Genomic DNA, 23392 nt, shown 5'->3' with positions numbered 1-23392 from the left:
CTCACAGTCGAACACATGTTCCCATGAACGTCAAACGGCTGCACGGGCAGCCTCCTCGACGCGGGCGCGGTACGCCGCCCACCACTCCGCATTCTGTTCGGGGAGGTTCGAGTTGGTCGGGGTCATGCCGGCGGCGCCGTCCAGTTGTTCGCGGAGGATGTCGGCGTGGCCGGCGTGGCGGTTGGTTTCGGCGAGGACGTGGACGAGGATGCCGTGCAGCGTCACCGACGACTTGCGCCACCACGGCACCACGCCCGGCGCGTCCAGGTCGAGCGCCTCGATCGTCGCGTCAGCGTGCGCACACGCCCGCTGATACCGGTCGACGATCGACGCGCGCGTCTCGTCCGCGGTCGCCCACATCTCGACGTTCGGTTCGGCGTCGTCGTCCCACCACGGCAACTCCTCGGCGAACGGCCGGTCGAAGGTCTTCCCGAAGTACCAGGCCTCGACGATCGACAGATGCTTGACCAGGCCGAGGAGGTTGGTCCCGCTGGGCGTCAGCGGCCGGCGGACGTCGTACTCGCCGAGCCCATCCAGCTTCCAGACCATCGCCTCGCGGGCCTTACGGAGGTAGTCGTGCAAGGTTTCTTTCACAAAGAAAGATCATGCCTCAGCTGAAGACCGCCGCGTTGGCCCGCGCCCATTCGCGGTACGTCGTCCCCGGCCGGCCGGTGAGGTCGAACACCGCCGGCTCCGGCTTCATCGGGTACTCGGCCATCATCCGGAACCCGTCGAGCAGCCACTGCGCCGTCTCGCGCCCGATCACCGGCGCGAGCCCGTCGACGTACTCGTCCGGGGTCAGCTCCTCGAACCGCACCTCCCGCCCGATCGCCTCCGAGATGTACGCGACCTGCTCCGGCGGCGTGAGCCCCTCCGGTCCGCTCATCGTGATCTTCCGCCCGCCGTACTCCTCGGACAGCAGCACCACCCGCGCCACCGCCGCGATGTCCGCGAGGTCGATCGGCGTCTGCACCGCGCCGGCGTACGGCGCCCGCACCACCCCGTCGGCCTTGATCGACGGCGCCCAGTCGAGCGTGTTGTTCATGAACTGCCCCGGCCGCAGGAACGTCCAGTCGAAGCCGCCCGCCTCGATCGCCCGCTCGATCCGGTAGTAGTGCCACGTCGACGGATCCCCTTGCGCCTCGTAGTCCGCGGGCTCCCCTGACAGTACGACGACCCGCCGCACGCCGGCGTCCCGCGCACAGCGGACGAAGTCGTCGACGTACGCCGGAAGCGGCGCGAGGTACACCGTGTCGACACCGGCGAGCGCCGCGGGCAGCGTCTCCGGCTTGCCGAGGTACCCGCGCGCGACCTCCACACCCTCCGGCAGGGCCGCCCGCGCCGGCTTGTTGGTCAGCGCGCGCACCGGGGCGCCCGCCGCCACCAACTCGTCGACCAGGAGCCGCCCCACACTCGCCGTCGCGCCCGTCACCAGGATCGTCATCCGAAATCCCCTCTCGATCAGAATTCTCGTAGGGTATACGAGAATTCGAGGAAGCGCCTATCGTTGGCCCGTGAGCGAGCGGCGGAGTGGTGAGGGGCAGCCGGACAAGACGCTGGCGTTGCTGTGGCGCAACCACAGCAACTCCACGGCTGACGAGTCCGTCGACCGGAAGCGCGGCGCGGGCCGGCGGCCGTCGCTGAACGTGGACGACGTCGTCCAGGCAGGCATCCAGCTCGCCGACGACCAGGGCCTGGCGGCGGCGTCGATGGGCGGGCTCGCGAAGGAGCTCGGCGTCGGCACGATGACGCTCTATACATACGTGCCGTCGAAGGACGAACTGCTCGATCTGATGGTCGACCAGGTGCTCGGCGAGCGCGAGCTCCCCGGCCCCGGTGAGTCGCGGCCCGAGGACTGGCGAGAGCAGGTGGAGCTCTACTCGCGGCAAACCCGTGCGATGTTCCAGCGGCACCTGTGGTTGTCACAGGTCTCGACGATCCGCCCGCCGGTAGGTCCGGGCATGCTGGCGGGTCGCGAGTACCTCCTGTCCGCGCTGCTGGGGCTCGGGCTCGGAGCGCTCGAGACCAACACCGCTGCGCTCGCGATCACGACGTACGTCGACTCCGCCGCGAGCCTCGAGGCGGAGAGCCAACTGGTCGAGCGCGCGACCGGCCAGAGCAACGACGCCTGGTGGTACGAGCGGAACGACCTCTGGGAGACGTACTTCGACGTCGACCGGCATCCTGCGATGACCACGATCTGGCACGCGGACGGCTACCAGTCGAGCACCCGGGAAGCCGCCGCCGACTCCTACCGCTACGGCCTCGACCGTCTCCTCGACGGCATCGAGAACACCGCCCTATAGATCGAGCGAGATCCAGGCCGGATCGTGATCGGTCCCGTCCCGTGCGAGCTTCCGCCGCCGGCCGATGAACGCCTGCCGGAGCCGGGGCGCGAGGGCCGGCGACAACCAGATCTGGTCGATCAGGTCGAATGTCCGCGGTTGCTTCGACTCCTTGAACGTCGACGTCCACGCCGGACTGGCCGGCAGATCGACCGTCGTCTGCACGGCCCCGATCTCGGTCGGCGCCGTGAGCGCGTTGACGAGACCGGCCTGCGCGTACGCGACCAGCGCGGACGAGTCCGGGGTGTCGTTCATGTCGCCGCAGAGCAGGTACCGCTGGCGGCTACTCATCCGCGAACCCATGATGCGCACGATCGTCTCGGCCTGCTGGGTCCGCAACAGCTGCGCAGCCGCAGCGGCCGCTAGCGGGTCCGCAACGGTGAAGTCGACGAACTTCGACTTCAGGTGCGTGCCGAAGACGGTCAGCAGTCTCCGGCCGCGCGCGTCCAGGATCTCCGCCTCCACCAGGTCCCGGGAGAAGATCGGCCGGTCCGGTACGTCGGGATGGAACGTCCGCTGATAGCTCGTCACCCCGCCGATCGGGCGCCGGGACAGCACCCCGATGTCGATGAACCGCGCCGAGTCGTTGCCGTCGATGACCATCACATGCTCGTAGGAGCCGTTCAGGTGCTCGCGGTTGAACTCCCGCAGTACGTCGACGTTCTCGATCTCCTGGACGATCCAGACGTCGACGTCCGCGGCGAGCAACCGCTCGGCGACCCGGGTGGTGTCCTCGGGCTTCTTCGCGGTGAGCAGCTTTCCGTGCCCGTCGAGCTGCAACCGCCGACGGTGCTCGTTGTCGAACTCGTACGTCGCCGGCACCGAACTGCTGCCACTCGCGAGGGCCTCGAGCGCCCCCGTGAAGTTCCAGCGGTCGAACAGGTTGTTGAGATTGAACGTCCCCACCGTGAGTTCCATGTCCCTACCTCCCCTTACCGAGAAGGTACGCCGGCTACTACTCGCGGTCACGAACTCGAAGCGAACAGTTCCTGACGGTCAGCTACGGGCGCCGGAGAGAACGTCGGCGCCGATCGGGTTGAGCATGTGCCGGACCGAGCTGCCGATGCGGTGGGTGGTGACCAGGCCGGTGTTGTGCAGGATCCGGGCGTGTTCGCTGGCCGACGCCAGTGAGATCCCGGCCCGGGCCGCCAGTTCGCTCGTCGAGCACGCACCGCTCGAGATGCTCTTCAGCACCCGCGCCCTGGTCTTCCCGAGCAGGTCGGCCACGGCGCGATCGCGGTCCGCGTGCCGTACGACGGCCTCGGGCCGGCCGGCGGGCCGGACCGGGTACACCAGCACCGGTGGCAGCGCGGGATCGAGCAGCATCATCGGGTACTTCCAGCAGAAGAACGAGGGCACCAACCGGAGCCCGCGGCCGTTCAGGTGCAGATCGCGGTCGATGTGCGGCAGGTCGACCGACAGCACCGGCGCCTCCCACCGCAGCGCCGGGTGCAACTGCGGGATCAGCGACTCGAATCCGTCGTTGGCGACGGTGTCGTTGTGTTTGGCAACGGTCGTCTCGACGGCCGGTGTGATCATCGGCATCTGCGGCGCGATCTTGGTCCGGTGGAACGAACGCAGCCCGTGCACCAGCCGGGTCATCACGCCGTTCTCGCCGGCAGCGAGCCGCCGGGTCCAGGCCGGCAGCCGGACGCTGTCCGACAGCCTGCCCAGCTCGGATCTCAGCTGGCCGGGTGGTGTGGCGGCGACCGCCGCCAGCCCAGCCTCCAGCCCTTGACCCGCGGCGAGCGGTGTCAGGAAATCCGGTGAGTACCCCACCGGCGGCGCCAGCGCGAGCAGTTCCTGCTCCGGCTCGCTCAGCCGGGCCCTCGCCCGTTCCCGCCAGGTGCCGAACGTCTCCGGCTCGTCATCGGTCTGCAGGACGTGGAGACCCAGCAGGACCTCCCACAACGGATCGGGCTCCTGCGCGATCGTCGTCCTGGCCAGATCCGCACACTCGAAATGGACGCGGAACACCACGGTCTCCTCCCCCGAGGAAAGTCACCCGCCGTGGTCAACGGGCAACATGATGACCGTAACAGCTCCAGGGGTCACCCACCGTGACGTACTACTCCCACTCGATGGTGCCCGGGGGCTTGCTGGTGACGTCGACGGTGACGCGGTTGATCTCGTCGACCTCGTTGGTGATCCGGGTCGAGATGCGTTCGATCACGTCGTACGGCAGGCGGGCCCAGTCGGCGGTCATCGCGTCCTCGCTGGTCACGGGGCGCAGTACGACGGGGTGGCCGTACGTCCGGCCGTCGCCCTGGACGCCGACGGACCGGACGTCGGCCAGCAGGACCACCGGGAACTGCCAGATGTCGCGGTCGAGACCGGCCGCGGTGAGCTCGGTGCGGGCGATCAGGTCCGCGGCGCGCAGGATGTCCAGCCGCTCGCGGGTGACCTCGCCGATGATCCGGATGCTCAGGCCGGGGCCCGGGAACGGGTGCCGGTAGACCATCGTCTCCGGCAGGCCGAGCGCCAGGCCGAGCTCGCGGACCTCGTCCTTGAACAGCGTCCGCAGCGGCTCGATCAGGCTGAACTGCAGGTCGTCGGGCAGCCCGCCGACGTTGTGGTGCGACTTGATGTTCGCGGCGCCGGCACCGCCGCCGGACTCGACCACGTCCGGGTAGAGCGTGCCCTGGACCAGGAACTCGATGTGCCGCTCGGCGTCCACCTTGCGGGCGGTCGCCTCGAAGGTCCGGATGAACTCGCGGCCGACGATCTTGCGCTTCTGCTCCGGGTCGGTCACGCCGGCCAGCGCGGTCAGGAACTGCTCCTCGGCGTCGATCGCCTCGAGCCGGATCCCGATCGCGGCGACGAAGTCCTTCTCGATCTGCTCCGACTCACCGGCGCGCTGCAGGCCGTGGTCGACGTACACGCAGGTCAGCTGGTCGCCGATCGCCTTGTGCACCAGGGCCGCCGCGACCGCGGAGTCGACACCGCCGGACAGCGCGCACAGCACCTGCTTGTCGCCGACCTGCTCGCGGATCAGCGCGACCTGCTCCTCGACGACGTTGCTCGTCGTCCAGTCGCCCTTGCAGCCGGCGATCTCGTACAGGAAGTGCTCCAGCACCGCCTGCCCGGCCTGCGAGTGCAGGACCTCCGGGTGCCACTGCACACCGGCCAGCCGCCGGTCCAGGTTCTCGAACGCGGCCACCGGCGCGCCCTCGGACGCCGCGAGTACGGCGAACCCGGCGGGCGGCGCGTGCACCGCGTCACCGTGCGACATCCACACGTTCAGGTCCTCGGGGACGTCGGCCAGCAACGTCCCGGGCTCGCTCACCGTGACCGGTGTACGGCCGAACTCGCGCAGTCCGGTACGCCGGACCTCGCCGCCGAGCGTCTGCGCCATCGCCTGGAAGCCGTAGCAGATCCCGAACGCCGGAACGCCGGCCTCGAACAGCCCGGAGTCCACCCGCGGCGCGCCCTCGGCGTACACCGACTGCGGCCCGCCGGACAGGATGATCGCCTTCGGCCCCTTCGCCAGCATCTCCTCGACCGGCATCGAGTGCGGCACGATCTCGGAGTACACCTTCGCCTCACGCACCCGACGCGCGATCAACTGCGCATACTGCGCCCCGAAATCAACAACCAGAACCAACTCATGCTCAGCCACCACCAAAGCCTATCGGTGCAGGTCAGCAGGGCTGTAATCCGCCACCGGCAACCGCTCGTTGGTGATCTCGAGCCAAGGAAACCGCCGCCGCATCGCAGCCTCATGCCGCGCCGCACCAGCCTGGTCGCCGATGTAGTCAGAAATCGGATACACCCCGAACCACAACCGCACCCGGCAACGAGTCGATGAACTCACAACACCGGACGCTAGCGGCGCCAGTTGTCCGTGGTGTTACCGAGAGTTACAACCTGAAGACGCCCCGCAGACCCAGAAGTCACCACCAAATGCGCCGGGGCGCGGAAGGAGAGCAGGTCGATCATCGGCGGCTCCTCTACCAACCGCACTCCGGTCAACAGGTTGCTGGTGCACTCCAGCGCGACGCGTGTCTCCAGGCGGGCGAGGCCGGCGCCGAGGCAGCGGTGGATTCCTAGGCCGAAGGCTAGGTCGGCGGGGCCGCCGTGGCCGGTGAGGCCGAGCAGGACAGGGGTGCCGGCGGGTAGGTCCGTGGTACCGAGCGTTGTTCGGTGGGCGGTGACTCGGCGCCAGGTGGGCACCGACGATGCCTCCTGGAGAACCTGTTCCACCGTTGTACCGGGATCGTCGAGATAACGCTGGAAGGCGGTGGAGATGAGTTGGGTGGTGGTCTCCTGGCCGGCGATCAGGAGGAAGTAGCCGACGGCGCAGACCTCTTCGTCAGTGAGGCCGAGGCCGACGAGCACTCCGAACAGGTCGTCGCCCGGTGCCTTGCGGGCGGCCGTCGTACGGGCGCGCAGCCACGCGTAGAACTCGGCCGCGCTGTGCGCGAGCTCCAGCTGCCGGTCCTCGTCTGGCCAACCCCAGAAGAGTTCCAGCGAGTCCAGGCTCCAGGCCTTCAGCGCAGGTACGTCGACGTTCGTCAGACCGAGCAGGTGCAGTACGACGAGGGCCGGCGGCTCCGCGGCGATCGCCTGGACCAGGTCGACCTCGTGACCGTCGGCAAGGGCTTTCGAGGCAGCCGTGACGCGTGAGGCGTTGAGCTCCCGGGTCAGCGGTTCGACGGCGGCGACGCGGGCGGGGCTGAAGAAGCGGGCGACGGCGGCGCGGATCGGGCGGTGCGACTCCCCCGCGTTGTTCGCCAGCGTCGGCGGCAGCGCGAACCCGACCCCGGACAGGACCCGGAGCGCCTTCACGGACAGCGGCGTGTGCGCGAGTACGGCGTTGTCCGGCCGGAACGTCTGCGGGTCGAGCAGCACCTCCCGCGCCAACACCGGGTCGTCCACAACCCAGTACCCGAGTTGGTCGTCGTACCGCGCAGGGCACCCGGTCACTCGAACCATCCCGCCACGGCCGCGGTGAACTCCTCCCGGCTCCACGTTCCGGCCCCGGCGGGGATCCGGCCGATCACTGGGACCCCGGTCGTCGCCGGCAGGTCCTCCAGGTTGCACTCCTCGGCGAGATCCGGCTGCTCCGGCAACGAGCCGATGACCAGGCCGTCGATCGGCAGGCCCCGGGACCGCAACGCCTCGATGGTCAACCCGGCATGGTTGAGCGTCCCCAAACCGGCCCTCGCCACGACCACGAACCCGAACGGCGACGTCAGGTGCCCGGCCAGGTCGGCGAGGTTGTTGCCGTCAGCATCCAACCCGACGAGGAGGCCGCCCGCGCCCTCCACCAGCACCGTGTCGTTCGTCCGGGCCAGCTCGTCGATCGCCCTCGCGTGCGCGACCACCGGAGGCAACCTGACGCCCTCTCGCCGGGCCGCGGTCGTCGGCGCCAGCGGATCACGCAGCCGGACGCCCTCGTGCAACTTGGTCAGTCCGCTCAGCCGGTGCACGTCGTCCAGGTCCCCCGGATCGTCCGGTCCGACCCCGGTCTGCGCGGGCTTGACGACGGCCACCGAACCGGTCGCCCGGACCGCGAGGGCTGCGGTCGTGACGGTCTTCCCGACGCCGGTGTCGGTCCCGGTGACGATGACGATCATGAAACCGCCCCGATCGCGTCGACGATGACGCCACACGCGTGATCGAGATCCGCGGCCGACAACCCGGCGTGCGCGGTCAGCCGCAGCCGGGAGATGCCGTCGGGGACGGACGGCGGCCGGAAACTTCCCACCCGTACGCCGTTCCGCAGACACAGCTCGGCCGCGCGAACGGTCTCCCGCGGACCAGGCATCGGCACCGAGACGACCGGCCCGGACGCCGGCGGCACCTCGCAGGCCGCCGCCAACCGGGCTGTCGCCGCGTGGATCGCGGCGGGACGGTCGGACTCCGCCTGGAGGACCTGGAGGGCGGCGAGGGCAGCGGCGCAGGCCGCCGGGTTGAGACCCGTGTCGTAGATGAAGGGGCGGGAACGATTGATCAGATGGTCGCGCAGCACCGACGGTCCGAGGACGACGCCGCCCTGGGAGGCCATGGCTTTGGACAGTGTCATGGTCACGATGACGTGGTCGAGGCCCGCGAGACCCGACGCGTGGACCGAGCCGTGCCCACCGCCGGTAACCCCCAGCCCGTGCGCCTCGTCGACCAGCAGTACGGCGTTGTGCGCGGCGGCGACCGCGGCCAGCTCGAGCAGCGGCGCCTCGTCGCTCAGCACGCTGAATACCGACTCGGTCATCACCACCGCGTGCGGTTCGTTGCGCTCGGCAAGCACCTTCTCGACGGCGTCCACGTCGTTGTGCGGGACGACCTCGACCCGGGACCGCGCCAGGCGGCAGGCGTCCACCAGCGAGGCGTGCACGTGTTCGTCGGAGACCAGCAACGTTCCCGGTCCGCCGAGCGCGGTGACGACACCGAGGTTGGCGAGGTACCCGGACGAGAACGCGAGCGCGGACGCCTGCCCGGCGTACGCCGCCAGCGCGGATTCGAGCTCCTCGTGAAGTTTCGTCGTACCGGTGACGAGGCGGGACGCGGTCGAGCCGGTGCCCCAGGTCCGTACGGCGTCAGCGGCCGCCGTCACCACGCGCGGATCACGGGCGAGACCGAGGTAGTCGTTGCCCGCGAGGTCGATGAGGTCACCGTCCGCGGCGCGCGCGTTCAGCCGCCGGGTCAGGCCCCGCGCCTCCAGCGCGGCCGCCTTGGGGGCGAGCCAGTCCTCCAGCATCAGCCGGCCTCCTCGACCGCGCCGGTGATCGCGGTGCCGATGGCGGCGATGTCCTCGTCGGTGCAGACGTACGGCGGCATCGTGTAGACGAGATCGCGGAACGGCCGCACCCAGACTCCACGGCGCAACGCGGCTTCGGTCAGCCGGGGCAGATCCACCGGCCCGCCGAGCTGTACGACGCCGACTGCGCCGAGCACCCGTACGTCTTTCACGCCCGGCAACTCCCGCGCCGGAGCAAGCCCCGACGAGAGCCCCGCAGAGATCGCGGCCACCCGAGAAGCCCAGTCCTGGGACAACAGCAGGTCGATCGAGGCGAGGGCGACACTGCACGCGAGGGGGTTCGCCATGAAGGTAGGACCGTGCATCAACGCACCGCCCGGCCCGTTCGAGACCGTGTGCGCGACGTCCGTCGTACACAACATCGCCGCCAGCGTCAGATACCCACCGGTCAGCGCCTTGCCGACGCACAGGATGTCGGGGTCGACGCCCGCGTGCTCGGACGCGAACAGCGTGCCGGTACGGCCGAAGCCGGTGGCGATCTCGTCGAAGATCAGCAGGAAACCGTGCCGGTCGGCGAGCTCGCGGAGAACGCGCAGGCAGGCGGGGCTGTACGGGTACATGCCGCCCGCGCCCTGCAGGACCGGTTCGACGATGATGCCCGCGATCTCACCCGCGTGCCGCTCGGCCAATGCCGCCAACTCGTCGGCCCAGGACTGCAGCTCCGGGTCGTCGGCCGGCCTGTCGAAACCCGCCGGCGGTTGCGGGCCGAACACCTGCTCCTTGAGCGCGCCGGTGAACAGCGAATGCATCCCGTTGACCGGGTCGCACACGCTCATCGGCGCGAACGTGTCGCCGTGGTACCCGCCGCGGACGGTCAGCATCCGCGTCCGCCCATGGTTGCCGCGCGCAACCTGGTACTGCAGCGCGAGCTTGATCGCCACCTCGACCGAGACCGACCCCGAGTCGCAGAAGAACACGTGCCGCAGCGGATCCGGCGTGATCTCCACGAGCCGCTCGCCCAGCCGGACCGCCGGTTCGTGGGTCAGCCCACCGAACATCACGTGACTGAACTCGTCCACCTGACGCTTCAGCGCGGCGTCCAGCACCGGATTCCGGTAGCCGTGGATCATGCACCACCAGGACGCCATCGCGTCGATCGCCTCGACCGTCCCGCCCGCACCGTCGTCCAGCCGCAGCCGTACGCCGTCCGCACCCCGAACCAGCCGCACCGGCGAAGGGTCGGTCAGCGACGAGTACGGATGCCAGAGCAACTCCGCGTCCTGCTGTATCCACTCACTAACCGACTGTGACACCGCGCTCCTCCATCCTGAGGATTCACCACGGTAATCCGTCCGCCCCGCATCCCGGCCCGCAGGTGGCCACGATGTGATCAGCGCCTCAGGCCGTGCCGGCCTTGGCGATATGCAACGTGACCGCGATCGGATCGAGCCGCGGCTTCGCGAGGGCCATCAAGATCCGCTCGCCCTCGACCGACTCGTCCCGGATCCATTGCACCGGTGCCGCGAGACCGATCCGGCCGACTTCCGAGACGGTCTCGAGGAAGTTGCGTGACTCCACCAGGGTCCACGGACGGTCGCGCTCGTAGCCGATCGCCTCCGCGGTACGGGCGGGTTGTTGCCACTGGCCACCGACCCGCTGGTTGCCGTAGAGCAGTTGCCCGTCGGGACGCAGTACGGCGACCCGGTCGGCCCACTCGCCCTCGTCGACCAGCTCGGCGGCCCGCAGCACCCCCGCATAGCCGGCGTCGTGCACACTCGGCGGGGCGTTCCGGCCGAACCCGTACGCCTCCAGCGCCCGCATGTGCCGCTCGAGTACGCCGAAGCGGCTGAGGATCTCGGCCACCGCGAGGATCGCGACCTCGACCTGGAATCCGGCCGCCTTGAAGCGCCGCGCCGAGTCCGCGAACGCGTCCGGGTCGAGGAACTCGGTCTCGACGATCGCGTCGTACCGCTGCTCGATCACGTAGGTCTCGGCCATCGCGAACCAGCGCCGGCCGTCGGCCTCGATGTTCTCAGCCGGCGTCGGCGGTACGTCGGCGATCGGCTCGTAGAAGCCGGGGTGATAAGCCTCGTAGGCGAACGGGCTCAGAACGACCGGACGGCCGCGCCGGCGTAGGAGCGCGGCCAGCAGCGCGGTGATCGTGGCCTTGCCGTCGCCCGCCTGACCACCGACGAACACCAGGACAGGTTGCTCCTGCCCGGTTCCGTCGAGCTGGTCGGGCACGATCAGGTCGCGAAAGATCCGCGCACTCTCGGCCTCACTCAGCAGTCCCCGGTCAGCCCCTGCCGACTCGCTCCCCCACAGTTCCGTCACGGCCGTCCCAGCGTCTCGCCATCGTCTGCGTCGTCGTCCGCGACGTCGTCATCCTCGCCGTCGGACGCCTCGTCCTCTTCGTCTTCATTCTCATCGTCGTCGTCTTCGTCGTCGATGATGAGGAGGTCGTCGGCTTCCTTGCGGATCCGCTTGATCGCGCGGACGTCGAGCGGCGTGAGTTCCCGCCCGCGCGCCGCCCAGGCCTCCTGCTCGGCCCGCCAGCCCGCGATCGCGGCGGCATCGGGCTCGGCCGCGGATTGCTCGGTCCCGATCAGGTGGGCGTAGAAGCCGATCGCCTGCCGGACGCCCTCCTGCGCGATCTCGAACGCCATCGCCTGCGGGGCCGACCAGGTCGCCGGACCGATGCCAGACAACACGTTGACGGCGGCGACGTTAACCACGGCAAAACGATAGCCGACGCGTCAGGTCAACGCCCACCGGGAGCATCCCTGAACGAACGCGAGGTGAACCCCAGGCGTGGTTAGCCTTCCACTGCTTCGAACCACTGGGGAACCGGCCGACGTCGATCAACGTCTGCTGGAGGACAAGACCGATCACAGCCGCGTCGTGCGGCTCTAGTCGCAAGGAGCATCAGGTGCCGTTCAGCAAGGACTCGAAGAGCCAGAAGCCCAAGGACGAGCCGAAGAAGAGCACGAAGGCATCGCCGTCCAAGGACCTGCCGATCCTGACACCGGCTCGCAAGCCCAGGGGCCAGGGCCAGGGCCGCGGCTGACCTGCCGCCTTTGAACCCGCAGGGAACCAGCCTGCGGGTTCGGAACGTCTGCTGCACACACGACCGATCATGCGCCGCGTCCGCGGCTTCGACAGGAGGAACCGGATATGCCGTTCAGCAAAAAGGGCAAGCCGCAGGAGCACACCAACAACCAGAGCCCGAGCAACACGCCCAGGCACGAGCGGGGCGCGTCCCGGAAGCAGGCCGACCAGAACCGGTCCACAAACCCGAACACTCGTCGCGGGCGCGACAACGCTGCCGCGAAGAAGAACGAGGGCAAGGGCAAAGGTAAGGGCAAGGGCTGAGCTGAGGGGCTGTTCGCGGGACCTCGCGGCCGGGGCAACCATCGATCGGTTGACCCCGGCCCTTCCATGTTCAGCCTCGGCGCGGCCCGCGCCGGCCCGGGCGTTGCGAGTTCGAACGCTGCGGGCCGGCCTTCCGCTTTGGGTTCTGCGTGTTCTTCGCGGCCGGCCGGGCCGGAGTGGGCGGTCCGGCCTCTAGGGCCTTCTTTACAGCGTTGAACGCGTCGTTGGCGTTGCGGGCCGGGCGGACGCCGGTGAGTTTGGGGATTGCCGCGCGCTGGCGGCGGGTGTGCGTCTGGATGCGGTCGACGACGCGGGTGCGGACCTCGTCGAGGTCGGCGCCGGTCAGGTTCTCCACGGGCTTGCCGCGGTCCAGGGCGACGTCGAACCATTCGGTGTAGCCGTGCGTGTGGACGACCTGGTTCGGGGACTTCTGTCCGAGGCGCCGGTACTGCGCGAGCACGTCGTACCGCTCGTCGAGACCGAGGACCTCGTCGCGGAGCCCGAGCTCGACCTGCCGGTCGTACGTCGCGGCGACCCGCTGGTCGATGTCGGCGGCGGGGCGGTCGACGGACAACACGACCTGCCGGGTGGCCGGCGCGACGGACCGCTCCGGATCGTTGCCCATGGCCCGTGCCAGCGCGTTCACGATCGCGTCGTAGTTGTTCTCGTGGATCGTCCCGGCGGCCTTCGGGTCGAGCCGGGTGAGTACGGCGTACGCGTCCTCGGCCATGCTGCGCGGGAAGTCGCGGCGGATCGCGTTCCGCGCCTCGGCGATCGCGTCGACCTCCCAGCCCTCGAGCAGCGAGCGGACATAGACACTTGTGCCGCCGACGATCACCGGGACGCCACCGGCCGCCCAACTCGCTTCCATCTCCCGGCGAGCTTCAGCGACGAACGTCTCCAGCTCGAGCTTCCGCACCGGCTCGGCGACGTCGATCATCGTGTGCGGGATGCCCCGCATCTCCTCGAGCGTGGTCTTGCTGGTGCCGATGTCCATGTACCGGTACACCTGCCGCGAGTCCGCCGAGACGACCATCGGCGCCAACCCGAGCTCGTCCCGGATCCGCAGACAAAGATCGACCGACACCGCGGTCTTACCCGCCGACGTCGGCCCATACAGAGCGACCAGGAGCCGGGGAAGGGAGTCAGCCATACCTCAAACCCTAGCCGGACCCGGCACGCCAGCGATCCCTGAACGGCTACTTCCAGACGCCGTTCTGGTTCACTTCCCGCCCGGCCTTTCTGGTGCGCCCCGAGAAGTCGCCGATCACCTGGCCCCGGGTGTCGCGGACCTTTCCGTCGTCGCCGAGTCGGCCGGCATCCGCCTCCTGCGCACCCTTTCTCGCCTGGCGGCGACCCCGCGTGGTGCCGCCGCTCTGCGTTACCTCGCGGCGTTGCTCCTTCTTGGTCGGCTTCTTCTGGCCGAAGACACCCATCGCGCTCACGTCCTCCCGCGTCGATTGATGAAACACAGACGACGGTAGAGCGGCGCGGGGGCAGACAGCCGTTCGAATCAGTGTTCGGTGAGGATGCCGTGCACCGAGCAACGGGCCGACCAGCCCATCGGGTGGACCTGGACGATCATTCGGCGGCGGCACTCCGCGCAGTACCGCGGGGGCTCCAGCGCCAGCGCCTGCGCGCAGGACTCGTGGTTTCCGTCGGTCAGGTCCCGCCCGCATCTGCCGCAGTACGTCATAGCGTCTTCTGGAGTTCCTTGACCGGCATTTTCAGTTCGGCGAGCAGGTCGAGGTCGGCGGTCGCGGGGCGGCCGAGGGTGGTCAGGTAGTTGCCGACGATGACCGCGTTGATCCCGCCGAGCAGGCCCTCGCGGGTGCCCAGGTCGCCGAGGGTCAGTTCGCGGCCGCCGGCGTACCGCAGGACCGTCCGCGGCATCGCGAGACGGAACGCGGCGATGGTGCGCAGCGCGTCCTTGCCGTCCATGATCTCCAGGTCGCCGAACGGCGTACCGGGACGCGGGTTGAGGAAGTTCAGCGGGACCTCGTGCGGGTCGAGCTCGGCCAGCTGGGCGGCGAGCTCGGCGCGCTGCTCGAGCGACTCACCCATCCCGACCAGGCCGCCGCAGCACAGCTCCATGCCGGACTCTTTCACCATCAGGCAGGTGTCCCAGCGCTCCTCGAACGAGTGCGTGGTGACGACGTCGCCGAAGTACGAGCGGGCGGACTCGAGGTTGTGGTTGTAGCGGTGCACGCCCCACGACTTCAGCTCGTCGACCTGGTCCTGCGTCAGCATGCCGAGCGAGCACGCGATGTTGATGTCGACCTCGGCGTTGATCGCGTCGATGCCGGCCTTCACCTGGCTCATCAGCCGCGGGTCGGGCCCGCGGACCGCGGCGACGATGCAGAACTCGGTGGCGCCGGTCTTCGCGGTCTCCTTGGCGGCCTCGACGAGTTCGGGGATGTTCAGCCAGACCGCGCGCACCGGCGAGGTGAACTGTCCGGACTGGGAGCAGAAGTGGCAGTCCTCGGGGCAGCCGCCGGTCTTCAGCGAGATGATCCCCTCGACCTCGACCTCCTCGCCGCACCACTTCACCCGGACGTCGTGGGCGAGCGCGAGGAGTTCCGGCAGCCGGTCGTCGGGCACGGTCAGAACCTCGACCAACTGCTCCTGGCTCAACCCGGTGCCCTGCTCCAGCACCTGCGCACGTGCCACATCCAGGATGTCGCTCATCATTCTCCTGCCTCATCTCAACCGGTCGGCCTCACAGTAGGTCAGGTCGGTACGGCGGGGCTGCGGCGGGCGTCACGTGGAACAGATCGAGCCGTTGTGACTCACCGCCACTCTCCGCACTCCCCGGGAAAAGATTTCTGGATTTTCTCCGGAACCTCGTAACCCCCCGTAGACGGGCTCGTTGATGTGTACGAAGGCGGTTACCGCAAGGAAGACCGCCACCTGATTACCAAGAGCTACAAAGGCCGATCATTACGATCAGCACGCAGAGTGGTCACAAGGCCCGAAGCCCCTGGAAATCGGATGTAAGGTAGTAACCAAGAGCTCGGGTCGCCAGCCATGGTTGGTGACCCGATCCCAAAGCGCCGGGCGCCTCACCCCGGCTTGAGTGGGTCCCTCGGGAAACGATTTGGGCGGAAACGTTCCCGAGGGACCTGCTCCCTTTTCCGGACCTTTTAGCAAAAGCCTCAGCAACTTACTGCTGAGGCTTTTTCATTTGCCCAATTTCTCGCCGTTCTGTTACGAATCCGTCACAGCCTGCTTCGGGATGATCGGCAGCCGCAGGGCACCGGGCGCGTCCGTCGGGACGACCGGATGCTCGGGCTTCACCGGCTGGATCCGCTGGTACGCCGTACCGATCGCCGGACGCGGGTCGTCCGCACCCTTGTTCGGCCAGAACGAGAGCGCCCGCTCGGCCTGCGCCGTGATCGTCAAGGACGGGTTGACGCCGAGGTTCGCCGAGATGGTCGAGCCGTCGACGATGTGCAGACCGTCGTACCCGTAGACGCGGTGGTACGGATCCACCACGCCGGTCTCCGCACTGGAGCCGATCGCGCAACCGCCGATGAAGTGCGCGGTCATCGGCACGTTGAACGGCTCGCCGATCGTGCCGCCCGGCGTACCGTTCATCAGCTTCGCCATCCGCCGGACCACCTGGTTCGCGACCGGGATCCAGGACGGGTTCGGGGCGCCGTGGCCCTGTTTCGACGTGAGCTTCCACCGGCCCAGCCGGTCGCGCTTGCCGTACGTCGTGATCGAGTTGTCCGCGGTCTGCATCACCAGTGCGATCACGGTCCGCTCGGACCAGTGCTTCAGGTCGTACAACTTGCGGATGTTCTTCCGCTGGACGCCGAGTTCGCGCAGCCAGGTCCGCCAGCGCGGCTTGTCCCCGTCGCCGTCGGTCAGCACGGTCTGCAGCAGCGACATCGCGTTGCTGCCCTTCCCGTACCGCACCGGCTCGATGTGCGTGATGTCGTCGGGGTGGAACGACGACGTGATCGCCACCCCGCGCGTGTAGTCGACGTCGGCGTCGCGGGAGATGGCGCCGAGCAGCGACTCCGAGTTCGTCCGGGTCAGCACGCCGAGCCGGTCCGACAGCCGCGGCAGCTTGCCCTCGTCGCGCAGCCGGTGCAGGAGCTTCGCCGTCCCGAGCGCCGACGCGGCGAAGATCACCTGTCCCGCGGTGAAGCGCCGGGTCACCTTGCGATGCGACGTACGGCAGGTGTCGATCGCGTACCCGCCGCCTGTCTCTTCAGGGAGCGGCTCGACGGACGTCACGGTGGTCATCGAGTAGACCTCGGCGCCGGCGTTCTCGGCCAGGTACAGGTAGTTCTTCGTCAGCGTGTTCTTCGCGTTGTGCCGGCAGCCCGTCATGCACTCGCCGCAGTCGATACAGCCGGTACGGCGGGGGCCCGCGCCGCCGAAGTACGGGTCGTCGACCTCGACGCCCGGCTCCCCGAAGAAGACACCGACCGGTGTCGGGTGGAACGTCTCCCCGACGCCCATGTCCTCGGCGACCTGCTTCATCACCTTGTCGGCCGGCGTGAACCCCGGGTACGTCGTGACGCCGAGCATCCGCTTCGCCTGGTCGTAGTACGGCGCCAGCTCGGACTGCCAGTCGGTGATGTGCGCCCACTGGCGGTCGGTGTAGAACGCGGGCAGCGGTTCGTACAGCGTGTTCGCGTAGACCAGGCTGCCGCCGCCGACCCCGGCGCCGGACAGGATGATCACGTCGCGCAGCGCGCTGATCCGCTGGATGCCGTACCACCCGAGCTTCGGCGCGAACAGGAACCGCTTCTTGTCCCACGAGTTCTTCGCGAACCCCGCGTCGTCGAACCGCGCCCCGGCCTCCAGGACCCCGACCCGGTAGCCCTTCTCGGTCAGCCGCAGCGCGCTGACAGACCCACCGAAGCCCGACCCGATGATCACGACGTCGTAGTCGAACGTCATGGACGGCCGATCTTCTTCAGGATCCGTAGCGCGCCGGTCATCAGCTCCGCGAACTTCTCGTCGGACAGTCCGTGCGAGGCGGCGATCGGGATCAGCCGCTGAGTGGCGATCGCCTGCGGTTCGACGTACCGGCGGATGCCCTCGACACCCTGCCGCCGGCCGAGACCGGACGACCGCATCCCGCCCATCGGCGTGTCGATCGACCCGAACGTCGCGCCGTACCCCTCGTTGACGTTGACCGTTCCGGCCATCAACTGAGCGGCGACCGCGCGACCGCGGCGGCCGTCGCGGGTCCAGACGCTCGCGTTCAGGCCGTACTCGCCCTCGTTCGCGCGCTGGATCGCCTCGGCCTCGTCGGAGAACCGGTAGATCGAGACGACCGGGCCGAACGTCTCGTTGTCGAAGCACTCCATCGCCGGAGTGACACCGGAGAGCACGGTCGGCTCGTAGAACAGCGGACCGATGTCGGGTCGCGGCTTCCCACCCGCCAGTACGGTCGCACCTTGCGCGCGGGCGTCCTCGACGTGCCGGGTCACCGTCTCCAGCTGCGCCTTCGAGATCAGCGAGCCCATGTCGACGTCCCAGCCGGTGCCGGCGCTCAGGCGAAGCTTCTTGACCCGGTCGACGAACGCCGTGACGAACGCGTCGTACACCTGATCGGCGACGTACAGCCGCTCCATCGAGACGCACAGCTGGCCGGCGTTCGCGAAACACGCCCGGATGGCGCCCTCGGCGGCTCGGTTGATGTCGGCGTCCCGCAGTACCAGCATCGGGTTCTTGCCGCCGAGCTCCAGGCTGCAGCCGATCAACCGCTCACCGGCCTGCTTGGCCACCAGCCGGCCGGTCTTGGTCGAGCCGGTGAAGCAGATGTAGTCAGCGTTCTGGATCAGCGCGCCGCCGACCGTCGGGCCGTCGCCGTTCACCGCGAGCCAGGCCTCCCGCGGCAGGCCGGCCTCGTACAGCAGCTCGATGCCGCGGAGCGCGGTCAGCGGGGTCTGGCTGTCAGGTTTGTGGACGACGGTGTTGCCGGCCAGGATCGCGGGCAGGCCGTCGGAGATCGCCATCGTCAGCGGATAGTTCCACGGCGAGATGATGCCGACGACGCCCTTCGGGACGAACCGGGTCTCGGCGCGCGTGAGCACCGGGAAGATCCCGAGCTTGCGCTGCGGCTCGAGCAGCTCGAACGCCTTGCGGCCGTAGTACCGCGCCGTCAGCGCGACGTGCGCGAGCTCCTCGAACGCCTGCTTCCGGGCCTTGCCGGACTCGCGGATGATCAGGTCGACCAGCTCGTGGCGGTGATCGAGGACGAGATCGTGGTACCGCAGCAGGATCGCCGCGCGCTCCGCGAGCGGCACCCGCCGCCAGGTCTGCTGGGTCCGCCGCGCGGCCCGCACCGCCGCCGTGACGTCGTCCTCGCTCGACACCGGGAGGTCCGCGATCGGCTGGCCGGTGGCCGGCGCGTACGACGTACGGGTGCCGGCCGTGGCGCGCAGCAACCCCGACAACCGGCGGATGACCGACTGATCTGTCGCGTACGACGCAGTCGGGTCGAGCTCCGGATCCGCGGGAATCGACGTCTGCTCACTCATATCCAAAGGCTACCTGCCGGTAATAGCGGCTGTCAGTATCAGAGAATGGTTAAGCTGAGCGGCTGAAGCCTGCGAAGGGGTGGACTGTACAGATGGTGGACAGCGGGGGGCTCTGGACGCCTCCTGAGGACGAGCTCGGTGAGGCGCTGCAGACAGCCCAGGTGCTGATCGAGGAGGGCCGGGCCGACGAGGCGGGGCCGTACCAGCAGCGGGTCATCGAGCTGGCCAGGGAGCGGGCCGAAGGGCACCCGAATCACTACGAGGCCAAGCATCTGATGGCCGCGACCCAGTACGAGCTGGCCGGATCGCTGAACGCGTCCGGGCGGCACGAGGAGGCACTCGCCGCACTGCACGAGGCGCAACTCGGGTACACCGAGCTCCAGGACGCCGGCGTACTCGACGCCACCTGCTTCCTGGCCGACGTCCGCGCCCGGCGCGCGATGACCCAGGCGCACCGCGGTCACGGCGCCACCGCCGTACTGGAGATGGACGGCGCGGTGATCGCGTACGGGCAGCTCGTCGGCGGCGAGGACGGGCTCAAGCACCAGCCGGACTTCGCGCGGGTGCTCGCGATGAATGCGCTGATCCTGCGACGGTACGGCGATCCCGCGCTGGCGGTCGCGTCCGCGGACGCGGCGACCCAGCTGTTCCTGCAGCTCGCGGACCAGATCAACGAGAGCCCGCAGTCGCTCTCGTACGCCCGCTACCTGTGTACGGCGACCGCGGTGTCGGCGGATGTCCACGCGGCCGAGGGGCGGCTGGATCTCGCGCTGGAGGCGGACGAGATCGGGCTGACCACGGCCGACACGCTCGCCGACTCGGACTCGGCGACCGATATGCGCACGCTGGTCGCCGCCCTGGTCCGCAAGGGCAAGCACCTCGGCATCGTCGGCCGCCTGGAGGGCGAGGCCTGCCTGCGAACGGCGTACGACACCGACGCCGAGACGGCCGCCCGCGTGGTCGAGGAACTGGACCGCGGGTTGCCGCTGACGCTCGTGGCGGCGCTGGAGAACGCGGAGATCAAGCTCGGGCCGTTCGAGCAGTACCACCGGCTGGTCGCGCTGAGCGAGCCCGCGCCCGGGATGACACTGGCGACCGTGTCGGGCCGGACGGACCCTGAGTCCGCGGCGCAACGTGCGACCGAGCTGGCAGAACTGGTGAAGCCGCTGCTGTCGCAGGACGGCAACGCAGCGCTGACGCTGGGGCTGGAGGCGCACTACCTGTTCGCGATCTCGTCCGAGCGGGAGTCGCACCGGATGCGGTTCCAGACGGCGACGTACGTGCCGATCTGGGCGCAGCTGCTGCTCGACATCTCCGAGGCGTACTTCCAGGCCGGGCGGACCGACATCGCGCTCGACCTCGGCGGCTGGTGCGCGGAGGTGGCGACCGCGCTGATCCCGTACGCCGACGACAACGAGCTGATGAAGGAGCTGGCCGGAGCCTGCTACCGGCACCACGGCAACCTCCTGGCCGCCACCGGCGACCTGACCGCGTCCTATCACGCCCACGAGGCCGCCGAGCAACTCCAGCTCGGCCGTTGACGGCTGGTAAGAGGGCGTCTGCTTGACGCGCCTCCCTCTCGGACGGACGCTGGCGCTGAGAGGGGGAGGCTCATGGACGTTGTGGACATGCACAATCGCACGGTCGCGAACTTCGCGGACCTGGTCTCGGAGGTGCCGCCCGATCGGTGGTCGGCGCCGACGCCGTGCTCGGACTGGGACGTCCGGGCGCTGGTCAACCATGTGGTCGGCGAGGAGCGCTGGACCGTGCCGCTGATGGCGGGCAAGACGATCGCCGAGGTCGGCGACAGCCTCGACGGCGACCTGCTCGAGGACGATCCCGTCGCCGCGGCGTCGTACGCGGCCCGCGAGGCGGAGGTCGCGGCGACCTGGACGATCGACAAGGTGCATCTGTCGTACGGCGACGAGGATCCGCACGAGTACCTGCGGCAACTCGCCGCGGACCACCTGATCCACGGGTGGGACCTGGCCGTCGCGATCGACGTACCGCCGCGGATGGACCGCGACCTGGTGGCCGAGGTCGCGGACTGGTTCGCGAAACGCGAGGAGCTGTATCGCTCGGCCGGGATGGTCGGCGATCACCTCGACGGTTTCACCGAGCCCACCGAGGCCCTGCTCGCCGCCTTCGGCCGCGATCCTGGGTGGAGGTCTCCCTAGTCCTGCAGGTCGGCGCGGAGGGCGCCGACGAACAGGCCGGCTTCCGTCTCGGTCATGCCGGTCTCGGACACCACCAGGGCGGTCGCCTGGTGGAGTTCGCCCGCGGCCTTCAGGGCGCGGGTGCGCTCGGCCAGGTTGGTGCCCGGGCGCCGGACCAGCGGCGTACCGGTCGTCGGCGGCACGTACCGCCCGAGGCGGATGTCGTCGACCAGCTCCTTCGACTGCTTGAGGTCGAGGCCGGTGCGGTCGCGGATCAGCTTGACCGCGTGCACCGCCTTCTTGGTGGTGATCAGGAACCGCACCTGATCGACGTCGTCCGGGGACAGCTGGCCTCGCGCCGCGGCGAGGGCAACATTGTCCGTGTCCTGGCTGCTCCGACGGCTGAACAATCCCATGCGGCAATCCTTCCAGAAACCGTCAAGGAGCGAGGAGTCGAGGCAAGTCTTCCGTCAGCCTTCAAGGGTGTGCAGGAGATGCGGCCACACCAGCCGCCCGAGTGCCCGGTCGCCTTCGTCCGAGCCACCGCGAGCCATCACCTGACCGCCCGACTTCGGCTGCTCACCGGGAAACACCGGTCGGTGCCCGGCCGGCGTCGAGATCAGCACCTCGGTCCGCTCCGGCCGCACCGCCGCGATCCTCCTGGCGAACTCGGCCGACGGCCACACCCGGTCGTCCTCGCCGGCCGCGAGCAACAGGTCGCCGGCGAACCGCTCGACCGGTATCCGTGCGGCCTCGGCCCGATCGGCGGCCTTGATCAGGCTCTGCCGATACAGGCCGACGTAGCTCGGCGGGTCGTCGGCGGGCTGCCAGTCGAGGTCGAAGGGCACGAACGGCAACGCCTCGCCGCGCCAGGTCCACGCCGGGGACTGGCGGCCGTCCGCGATCCAGGCCCACATGTACGCCGTGGGCGAGAGTCCGACCACCGCGTCCACGCGATCGTCGTACGCACCGAGCAGCAGCGCGGCCTCGGCACCGCGGGACACGCCGACCACGGCCACCCGGTCGTTGCGCTCCGCGAGCTCGGCCACCGGGAACGACTCGAGCGGGATCTCACTGATCGTCTCGTCGAACCAGCGTGGCGCGAGGACGTCGTACCCCTCGGCCTCGAGCAGCCGGGCCCGCTCGAGGTCCGGCGTACCACTCGAACCGTGCAGGAGCAGGACCCCGGTGCTCAACCGACGACGACCTCGACCCGCTGGAACTCCTTGACTTCCGTGTAGCCGGTGGTGGCCATCGCGCGCTTGAGAGCGCCGACGAGGTTCATCGTGCCGTCCGGGACCCAGGACGGGCCGAACAGGATCTGCTCCATCGTGCCGGTGACACCGACCTCGACCCGCTCGCCGCGGGGCAGGTCCTGGTGCCAGGCCTCGGCTCCCCAGTGGTACCCGCCGCCCGGGGCGTCGCTCGCGCGGGCCAGCGGCGAACCGACCATCACCGCGTCCGCACCGCAGGCGATCGCCTTCGCCACGTCACCGGACCGCCCGACCGAGCCGTCCGCGATGACGTGCACGTACCGGCCGCCGGACTCGTCCATGTAGTCCCGCCGCGCCGCCGCCACATCGGCCACCGCACTGGCCATCGGCACCGCGACCCCGAGCACCTTCCGCGTGGTGTGCGCCGCGCCGCCGCCGAAGCCGACGAGGACGCCGGCCGCGCCGGTCCGCATCAGGTGCAACGCCGCCTGGTGCGTCGCGCAACCGCCGACGATCACCGGTACGTCGAGGTCGTAGATGAACTGCTTGAGGTTCAGCGGCTCCGCCTGCCCCGACACGTGCTCGGCGGACACCGTCGTACCGCGGATGACGAACAGGTCGACGCCCGCGTCCACGACATGCTTCGCGAACTGCTTGGTGCGCTGCGGCGACAGCGCGCCGGCTACCGTCACACCGGAGTCGCGGATCTCCTGCACCCGCTGGGAGATCAGCTCAGGCTTGATCGGCGCCGCGTAGATCTCCTGCAGCCGGTGCGTGGCCTGCTGCGTCTCCAGGCTGGTGATCTCCTCGAGCAGGCTGGTCGGGTCCTCGTACCGCGTCCAGAGACCTTCGAGATTCAGGACGCCCAGACCGCCGGCCTTGCCGATCGCGATCGCGGTGGCCGGCGACATCACCGAGTCCATCGGCGCGGCCAGGATCGGCAGCTCGAACCGGTACGCGTCGATCTGCCAGGCGACCGAGACCTCCTCGGGGTCCCGCGTCCGCCGCGACGGCACGATCGCGATGTCGTCGAACGCGTACGCCTGCCGCCCACGCTTCGCGCGGCCGATCTCGATCTCGGTCATCTGGTGTCCTTACAGGT

Annotated in this window: 26 protein-coding genes; 5 read left to right on the top strand and 21 right to left on the bottom strand. The window is 69.4% G+C overall.

Annotation, left to right across the window (positions count from 1 at the left end; genetic code table 11):
* Window positions 1–30: 30 nt before the first annotated feature.
* Both E0H92_RS08070 and E0H92_RS08065 read right to left on the bottom strand, forming a co-directional pair.
* Complete coding sequence (locus E0H92_RS08070) at window positions 31–594, bottom strand: DinB family protein (RefSeq protein ID WP_238173342.1); 564 nt, start codon at window positions 592–594, stop codon at window positions 31–33.
* 16 nt (window positions 595–610) lie between these two features.
* Window positions 611–1444, bottom strand: a complete 834-nt coding sequence (locus tag E0H92_RS08065) for an SDR family oxidoreductase (protein WP_131495821.1) — start codon at window positions 1442–1444, stop codon at window positions 611–613.
* Window positions 1445–1514: 70 nt separating this feature from the next.
* Between E0H92_RS08065 and E0H92_RS08060 the strand changes: the two genes are divergently transcribed.
* Complete coding sequence (locus E0H92_RS08060; protein ID WP_131495820.1) at window positions 1515–2306, top strand: TetR/AcrR family transcriptional regulator; 792 nt, start codon at window positions 1515–1517, stop codon at window positions 2304–2306.
* Here E0H92_RS08060 and E0H92_RS08055 read toward each other — a convergent pair.
* The 10 genes from E0H92_RS08055 to E0H92_RS08010 form a co-directional block, all read right to left on the bottom strand.
* Complete coding sequence (locus tag E0H92_RS08055; RefSeq protein ID WP_131495819.1) at window positions 2301–3263, bottom strand: endonuclease/exonuclease/phosphatase family protein; 963 nt, start codon at window positions 3261–3263, stop codon at window positions 2301–2303. The two genes, E0H92_RS08060 and E0H92_RS08055, sit on opposite strands and share 6 nt — an antisense overlap.
* Before the next feature lie 78 nt (window positions 3264–3341).
* A complete protein-coding gene (locus tag E0H92_RS08050) occupies window positions 3342–4322 on the bottom strand; it encodes an ArsR/SmtB family transcription factor (RefSeq protein WP_131495818.1) in 981 nt (326 codons plus the stop codon).
* A gap of 91 nt (window positions 4323–4413) precedes the next feature.
* Window positions 4414–5967, bottom strand: coding sequence for a glutamine-hydrolyzing GMP synthase (gene guaA, locus E0H92_RS08045; protein WP_165549721.1), 1554 nt, complete (start codon window positions 5965–5967; stop codon window positions 4414–4416).
* A gap of 6 nt (window positions 5968–5973) precedes the next feature.
* Window positions 5974–6159, bottom strand: a complete 186-nt coding sequence (locus tag E0H92_RS08040) for a hypothetical protein (RefSeq protein ID WP_131495817.1) — start codon at window positions 6157–6159, stop codon at window positions 5974–5976.
* Between the two features lie 11 nt (window positions 6160–6170).
* Window positions 6171–7271 carry a cytochrome P450 gene (locus E0H92_RS44070; protein ID WP_165549720.1) on the bottom strand — a complete coding sequence of 367 codons (1101 nt, stop codon included), beginning with the start codon at window positions 7269–7271 and terminating at the stop codon, window positions 6171–6173.
* Complete coding sequence (bioD, locus tag E0H92_RS08030) at window positions 7268–7924, bottom strand: dethiobiotin synthase (protein WP_131495816.1); 657 nt, start codon at window positions 7922–7924, stop codon at window positions 7268–7270. Before bioD ends, E0H92_RS44070 begins: the two co-directional genes overlap by 4 nt.
* Complete coding sequence (locus E0H92_RS08025) at window positions 7921–9042, bottom strand: 8-amino-7-oxononanoate synthase (protein WP_131465855.1); 1122 nt, start codon at window positions 9040–9042, stop codon at window positions 7921–7923. The genes bioD and E0H92_RS08025 overlap by 4 nt, the downstream gene beginning before the upstream one ends.
* On the bottom strand, window positions 9042–10331 hold the full coding sequence (locus E0H92_RS08020) for an adenosylmethionine--8-amino-7-oxononanoate transaminase (protein ID WP_475009325.1): 1290 nt from the start codon (window positions 10329–10331) through the stop codon (window positions 9042–9044). The genes E0H92_RS08025 and E0H92_RS08020 overlap by 1 nt, the downstream gene beginning before the upstream one ends.
* Before the next feature lie 109 nt (window positions 10332–10440).
* Window positions 10441–11376 (bottom strand): zeta toxin family protein, encoded by a 936-nt coding sequence (locus E0H92_RS08015; protein WP_131465851.1) that lies wholly within the window; start codon window positions 11374–11376, stop codon window positions 10441–10443.
* On the bottom strand, window positions 11373–11777 hold the full coding sequence (locus E0H92_RS08010; protein WP_131495815.1) for a hypothetical protein: 405 nt from the start codon (window positions 11775–11777) through the stop codon (window positions 11373–11375). Before E0H92_RS08010 ends, E0H92_RS08015 begins: the two co-directional genes overlap by 4 nt.
* Before the next feature lie 194 nt (window positions 11778–11971).
* Between E0H92_RS08010 and E0H92_RS44065 the strand changes: the two genes are divergently transcribed.
* Together E0H92_RS44065 and E0H92_RS08005 are read left to right on the top strand one after the other, a co-directional pair.
* A complete protein-coding gene (locus E0H92_RS44065) occupies window positions 11972–12109 on the top strand; it encodes a hypothetical protein (RefSeq protein ID WP_165549719.1) in 138 nt (45 codons plus the stop codon).
* A gap of 107 nt (window positions 12110–12216) precedes the next feature.
* Window positions 12217–12414: a hypothetical protein gene (locus tag E0H92_RS08005; protein WP_131465847.1), complete on the top strand. Its 198-nt coding sequence runs from the start codon at window positions 12217–12219 to the stop codon at window positions 12412–12414.
* Window positions 12415–12484: 70 nt separating this feature from the next.
* On the opposite strand, the gene E0H92_RS08000 is transcribed toward E0H92_RS08005, so the two are convergent.
* The 6 genes from E0H92_RS08000 to E0H92_RS07975 form a co-directional block, all read right to left on the bottom strand.
* Window positions 12485–13567, bottom strand: a complete 1083-nt coding sequence (locus E0H92_RS08000; RefSeq protein ID WP_131495814.1) for a tRNA (adenosine(37)-N6)-dimethylallyltransferase — start codon at window positions 13565–13567, stop codon at window positions 12485–12487.
* 46 nt (window positions 13568–13613) lie between these two features.
* Window positions 13614–13850: a hypothetical protein gene (locus E0H92_RS07995; protein WP_131495813.1), complete on the bottom strand. Its 237-nt coding sequence runs from the start codon at window positions 13848–13850 to the stop codon at window positions 13614–13616.
* Between the two features lie 77 nt (window positions 13851–13927).
* Complete coding sequence (gene bsaP, locus E0H92_RS07990) at window positions 13928–14110, bottom strand: biotin synthase auxiliary protein BsaP (protein ID WP_131495812.1); 183 nt, start codon at window positions 14108–14110, stop codon at window positions 13928–13930.
* The gene (gene bioB, locus E0H92_RS07985) at window positions 14107–15102 is read right to left on the bottom strand and encodes a biotin synthase BioB (RefSeq protein WP_131465839.1); all 996 of its coding nucleotides are present in this window, start codon (window positions 15100–15102) and stop codon (window positions 14107–14109) included. The genes bsaP and bioB overlap by 4 nt, the downstream gene beginning before the upstream one ends.
* Window positions 15103–15621: 519 nt before the next feature.
* A complete protein-coding gene (locus tag E0H92_RS07980) occupies window positions 15622–17331 on the bottom strand; it encodes a GMC oxidoreductase (protein WP_131495811.1) in 1710 nt (569 codons plus the stop codon).
* Window positions 17328–18920, bottom strand: a complete 1593-nt coding sequence (locus tag E0H92_RS07975; protein WP_131495810.1) for a succinic semialdehyde dehydrogenase — start codon at window positions 18918–18920, stop codon at window positions 17328–17330. The genes E0H92_RS07980 and E0H92_RS07975 overlap by 4 nt, the downstream gene beginning before the upstream one ends.
* 92 nt (window positions 18921–19012) lie before the next feature.
* On the opposite strand from E0H92_RS07975, the gene E0H92_RS07970 reads away from it, so the two are divergent.
* Entirely contained in the window at window positions 19013–20461 is a 1449-nt protein-coding gene (locus E0H92_RS07970; RefSeq protein ID WP_131286250.1) for a hypothetical protein, read from the top strand.
* A gap of 87 nt (window positions 20462–20548) precedes the next feature.
* A complete protein-coding gene (locus E0H92_RS07965; protein ID WP_238153133.1) occupies window positions 20549–21097 on the top strand; it encodes a TIGR03086 family metal-binding protein in 549 nt (182 codons plus the stop codon).
* Here the strand turns inward: E0H92_RS07965 and E0H92_RS07960 are convergent.
* The 3 genes from E0H92_RS07960 to E0H92_RS07950 are packed head-to-tail and all read right to left on the bottom strand — an operon-like array spanning window position 21094 to window position 23375.
* A complete protein-coding gene (locus tag E0H92_RS07960; protein ID WP_131465831.1) occupies window positions 21094–21492 on the bottom strand; it encodes a hypothetical protein in 399 nt (132 codons plus the stop codon). The genes E0H92_RS07965 and E0H92_RS07960 overlap by 4 nt on opposite strands.
* Before the next feature lie 54 nt (window positions 21493–21546).
* Window positions 21547–22272, bottom strand: a complete 726-nt coding sequence (locus E0H92_RS07955) for an alpha/beta hydrolase (RefSeq protein WP_165549718.1) — start codon at window positions 22270–22272, stop codon at window positions 21547–21549.
* Entirely contained in the window at window positions 22269–23375 is a 1107-nt protein-coding gene (locus E0H92_RS07950) for a GuaB3 family IMP dehydrogenase-related protein (protein ID WP_131286254.1), read from the bottom strand. Before E0H92_RS07950 ends, E0H92_RS07955 begins: the two co-directional genes overlap by 4 nt.
* Window positions 23376–23392 lie beyond the last annotated feature (17 nt).

The organism is Kribbella speibonae, from assembly GCF_004331375.1.
GTDB lineage: Bacteria > Actinomycetota > Actinomycetes > Propionibacteriales > Kribbellaceae > Kribbella > Kribbella sindirgiensis.
Note: the sequence above shows the minus strand (reverse complement) of the source record. Positions and strands in the feature narration are given on the sequence as shown.

Excerpts from the sequence above, each read along its gene's own strand:
- E0H92_RS07995 (WP_131495813.1), bottom strand. The coding sequence starts at position 13,850 with ATGGGTGTCTTCGGCCAGAAGAAGCCGACCAAGAAGGAGCAACGCCGC.
- bioB (WP_131465839.1), bottom strand. The coding sequence starts at position 15,102 with ATGAGCGACATCCTGGATGTGGCACGTGCGCAGGTGCTGGAGCAGGGC.
- E0H92_RS07980 (WP_131495811.1), bottom strand. The coding sequence starts at position 17,331 with ATGACGTTCGACTACGACGTCGTGATCATCGGGTCGGGCTTCGGTGGG.
- E0H92_RS07970 (WP_131286250.1), top strand. The coding sequence starts at position 19,013 with ATGGTGGACAGCGGGGGGCTCTGGACGCCTCCTGAGGACGAGCTCGGT.
- E0H92_RS08005 (WP_131465847.1), top strand. The coding sequence starts at position 12,217 with ATGCCGTTCAGCAAAAAGGGCAAGCCGCAGGAGCACACCAACAACCAG.
- E0H92_RS08025 (WP_131465855.1), bottom strand. The coding sequence starts at position 9,042 with ATGCTGGAGGACTGGCTCGCCCCCAAGGCGGCCGCGCTGGAGGCGCGG.
- E0H92_RS07965 (WP_238153133.1), top strand. The coding sequence starts at position 20,549 with ATGCACAATCGCACGGTCGCGAACTTCGCGGACCTGGTCTCGGAGGTG.
- E0H92_RS08055 (WP_131495819.1), bottom strand. The coding sequence starts at position 3,263 with ATGGAACTCACGGTGGGGACGTTCAATCTCAACAACCTGTTCGACCGC.
- E0H92_RS07960 (WP_131465831.1), bottom strand. The coding sequence starts at position 21,492 with ATGGGATTGTTCAGCCGTCGGAGCAGCCAGGACACGGACAATGTTGCC.
- bioD (WP_131495816.1), bottom strand. The coding sequence starts at position 7,924 with ATGATCGTCATCGTCACCGGGACCGACACCGGCGTCGGGAAGACCGTC.
- E0H92_RS08000 (WP_131495814.1), bottom strand. The coding sequence starts at position 13,567 with ATGGCTGACTCCCTTCCCCGGCTCCTGGTCGCTCTGTATGGGCCGACG.
- E0H92_RS08065 (WP_131495821.1), bottom strand. The coding sequence starts at position 1,444 with ATGACGATCCTGGTGACGGGCGCGACGGCGAGTGTGGGGCGGCTCCTG.
- E0H92_RS07975 (WP_131495810.1), bottom strand. The coding sequence starts at position 18,920 with ATGAGTGAGCAGACGTCGATTCCCGCGGATCCGGAGCTCGACCCGACT.
- bsaP (WP_131495812.1), bottom strand. The coding sequence starts at position 14,110 with ATGACGTACTGCGGCAGATGCGGGCGGGACCTGACCGACGGAAACCAC.
- E0H92_RS07950 (WP_131286254.1), bottom strand. The coding sequence starts at position 23,375 with ATGACCGAGATCGAGATCGGCCGCGCGAAGCGTGGGCGGCAGGCGTAC.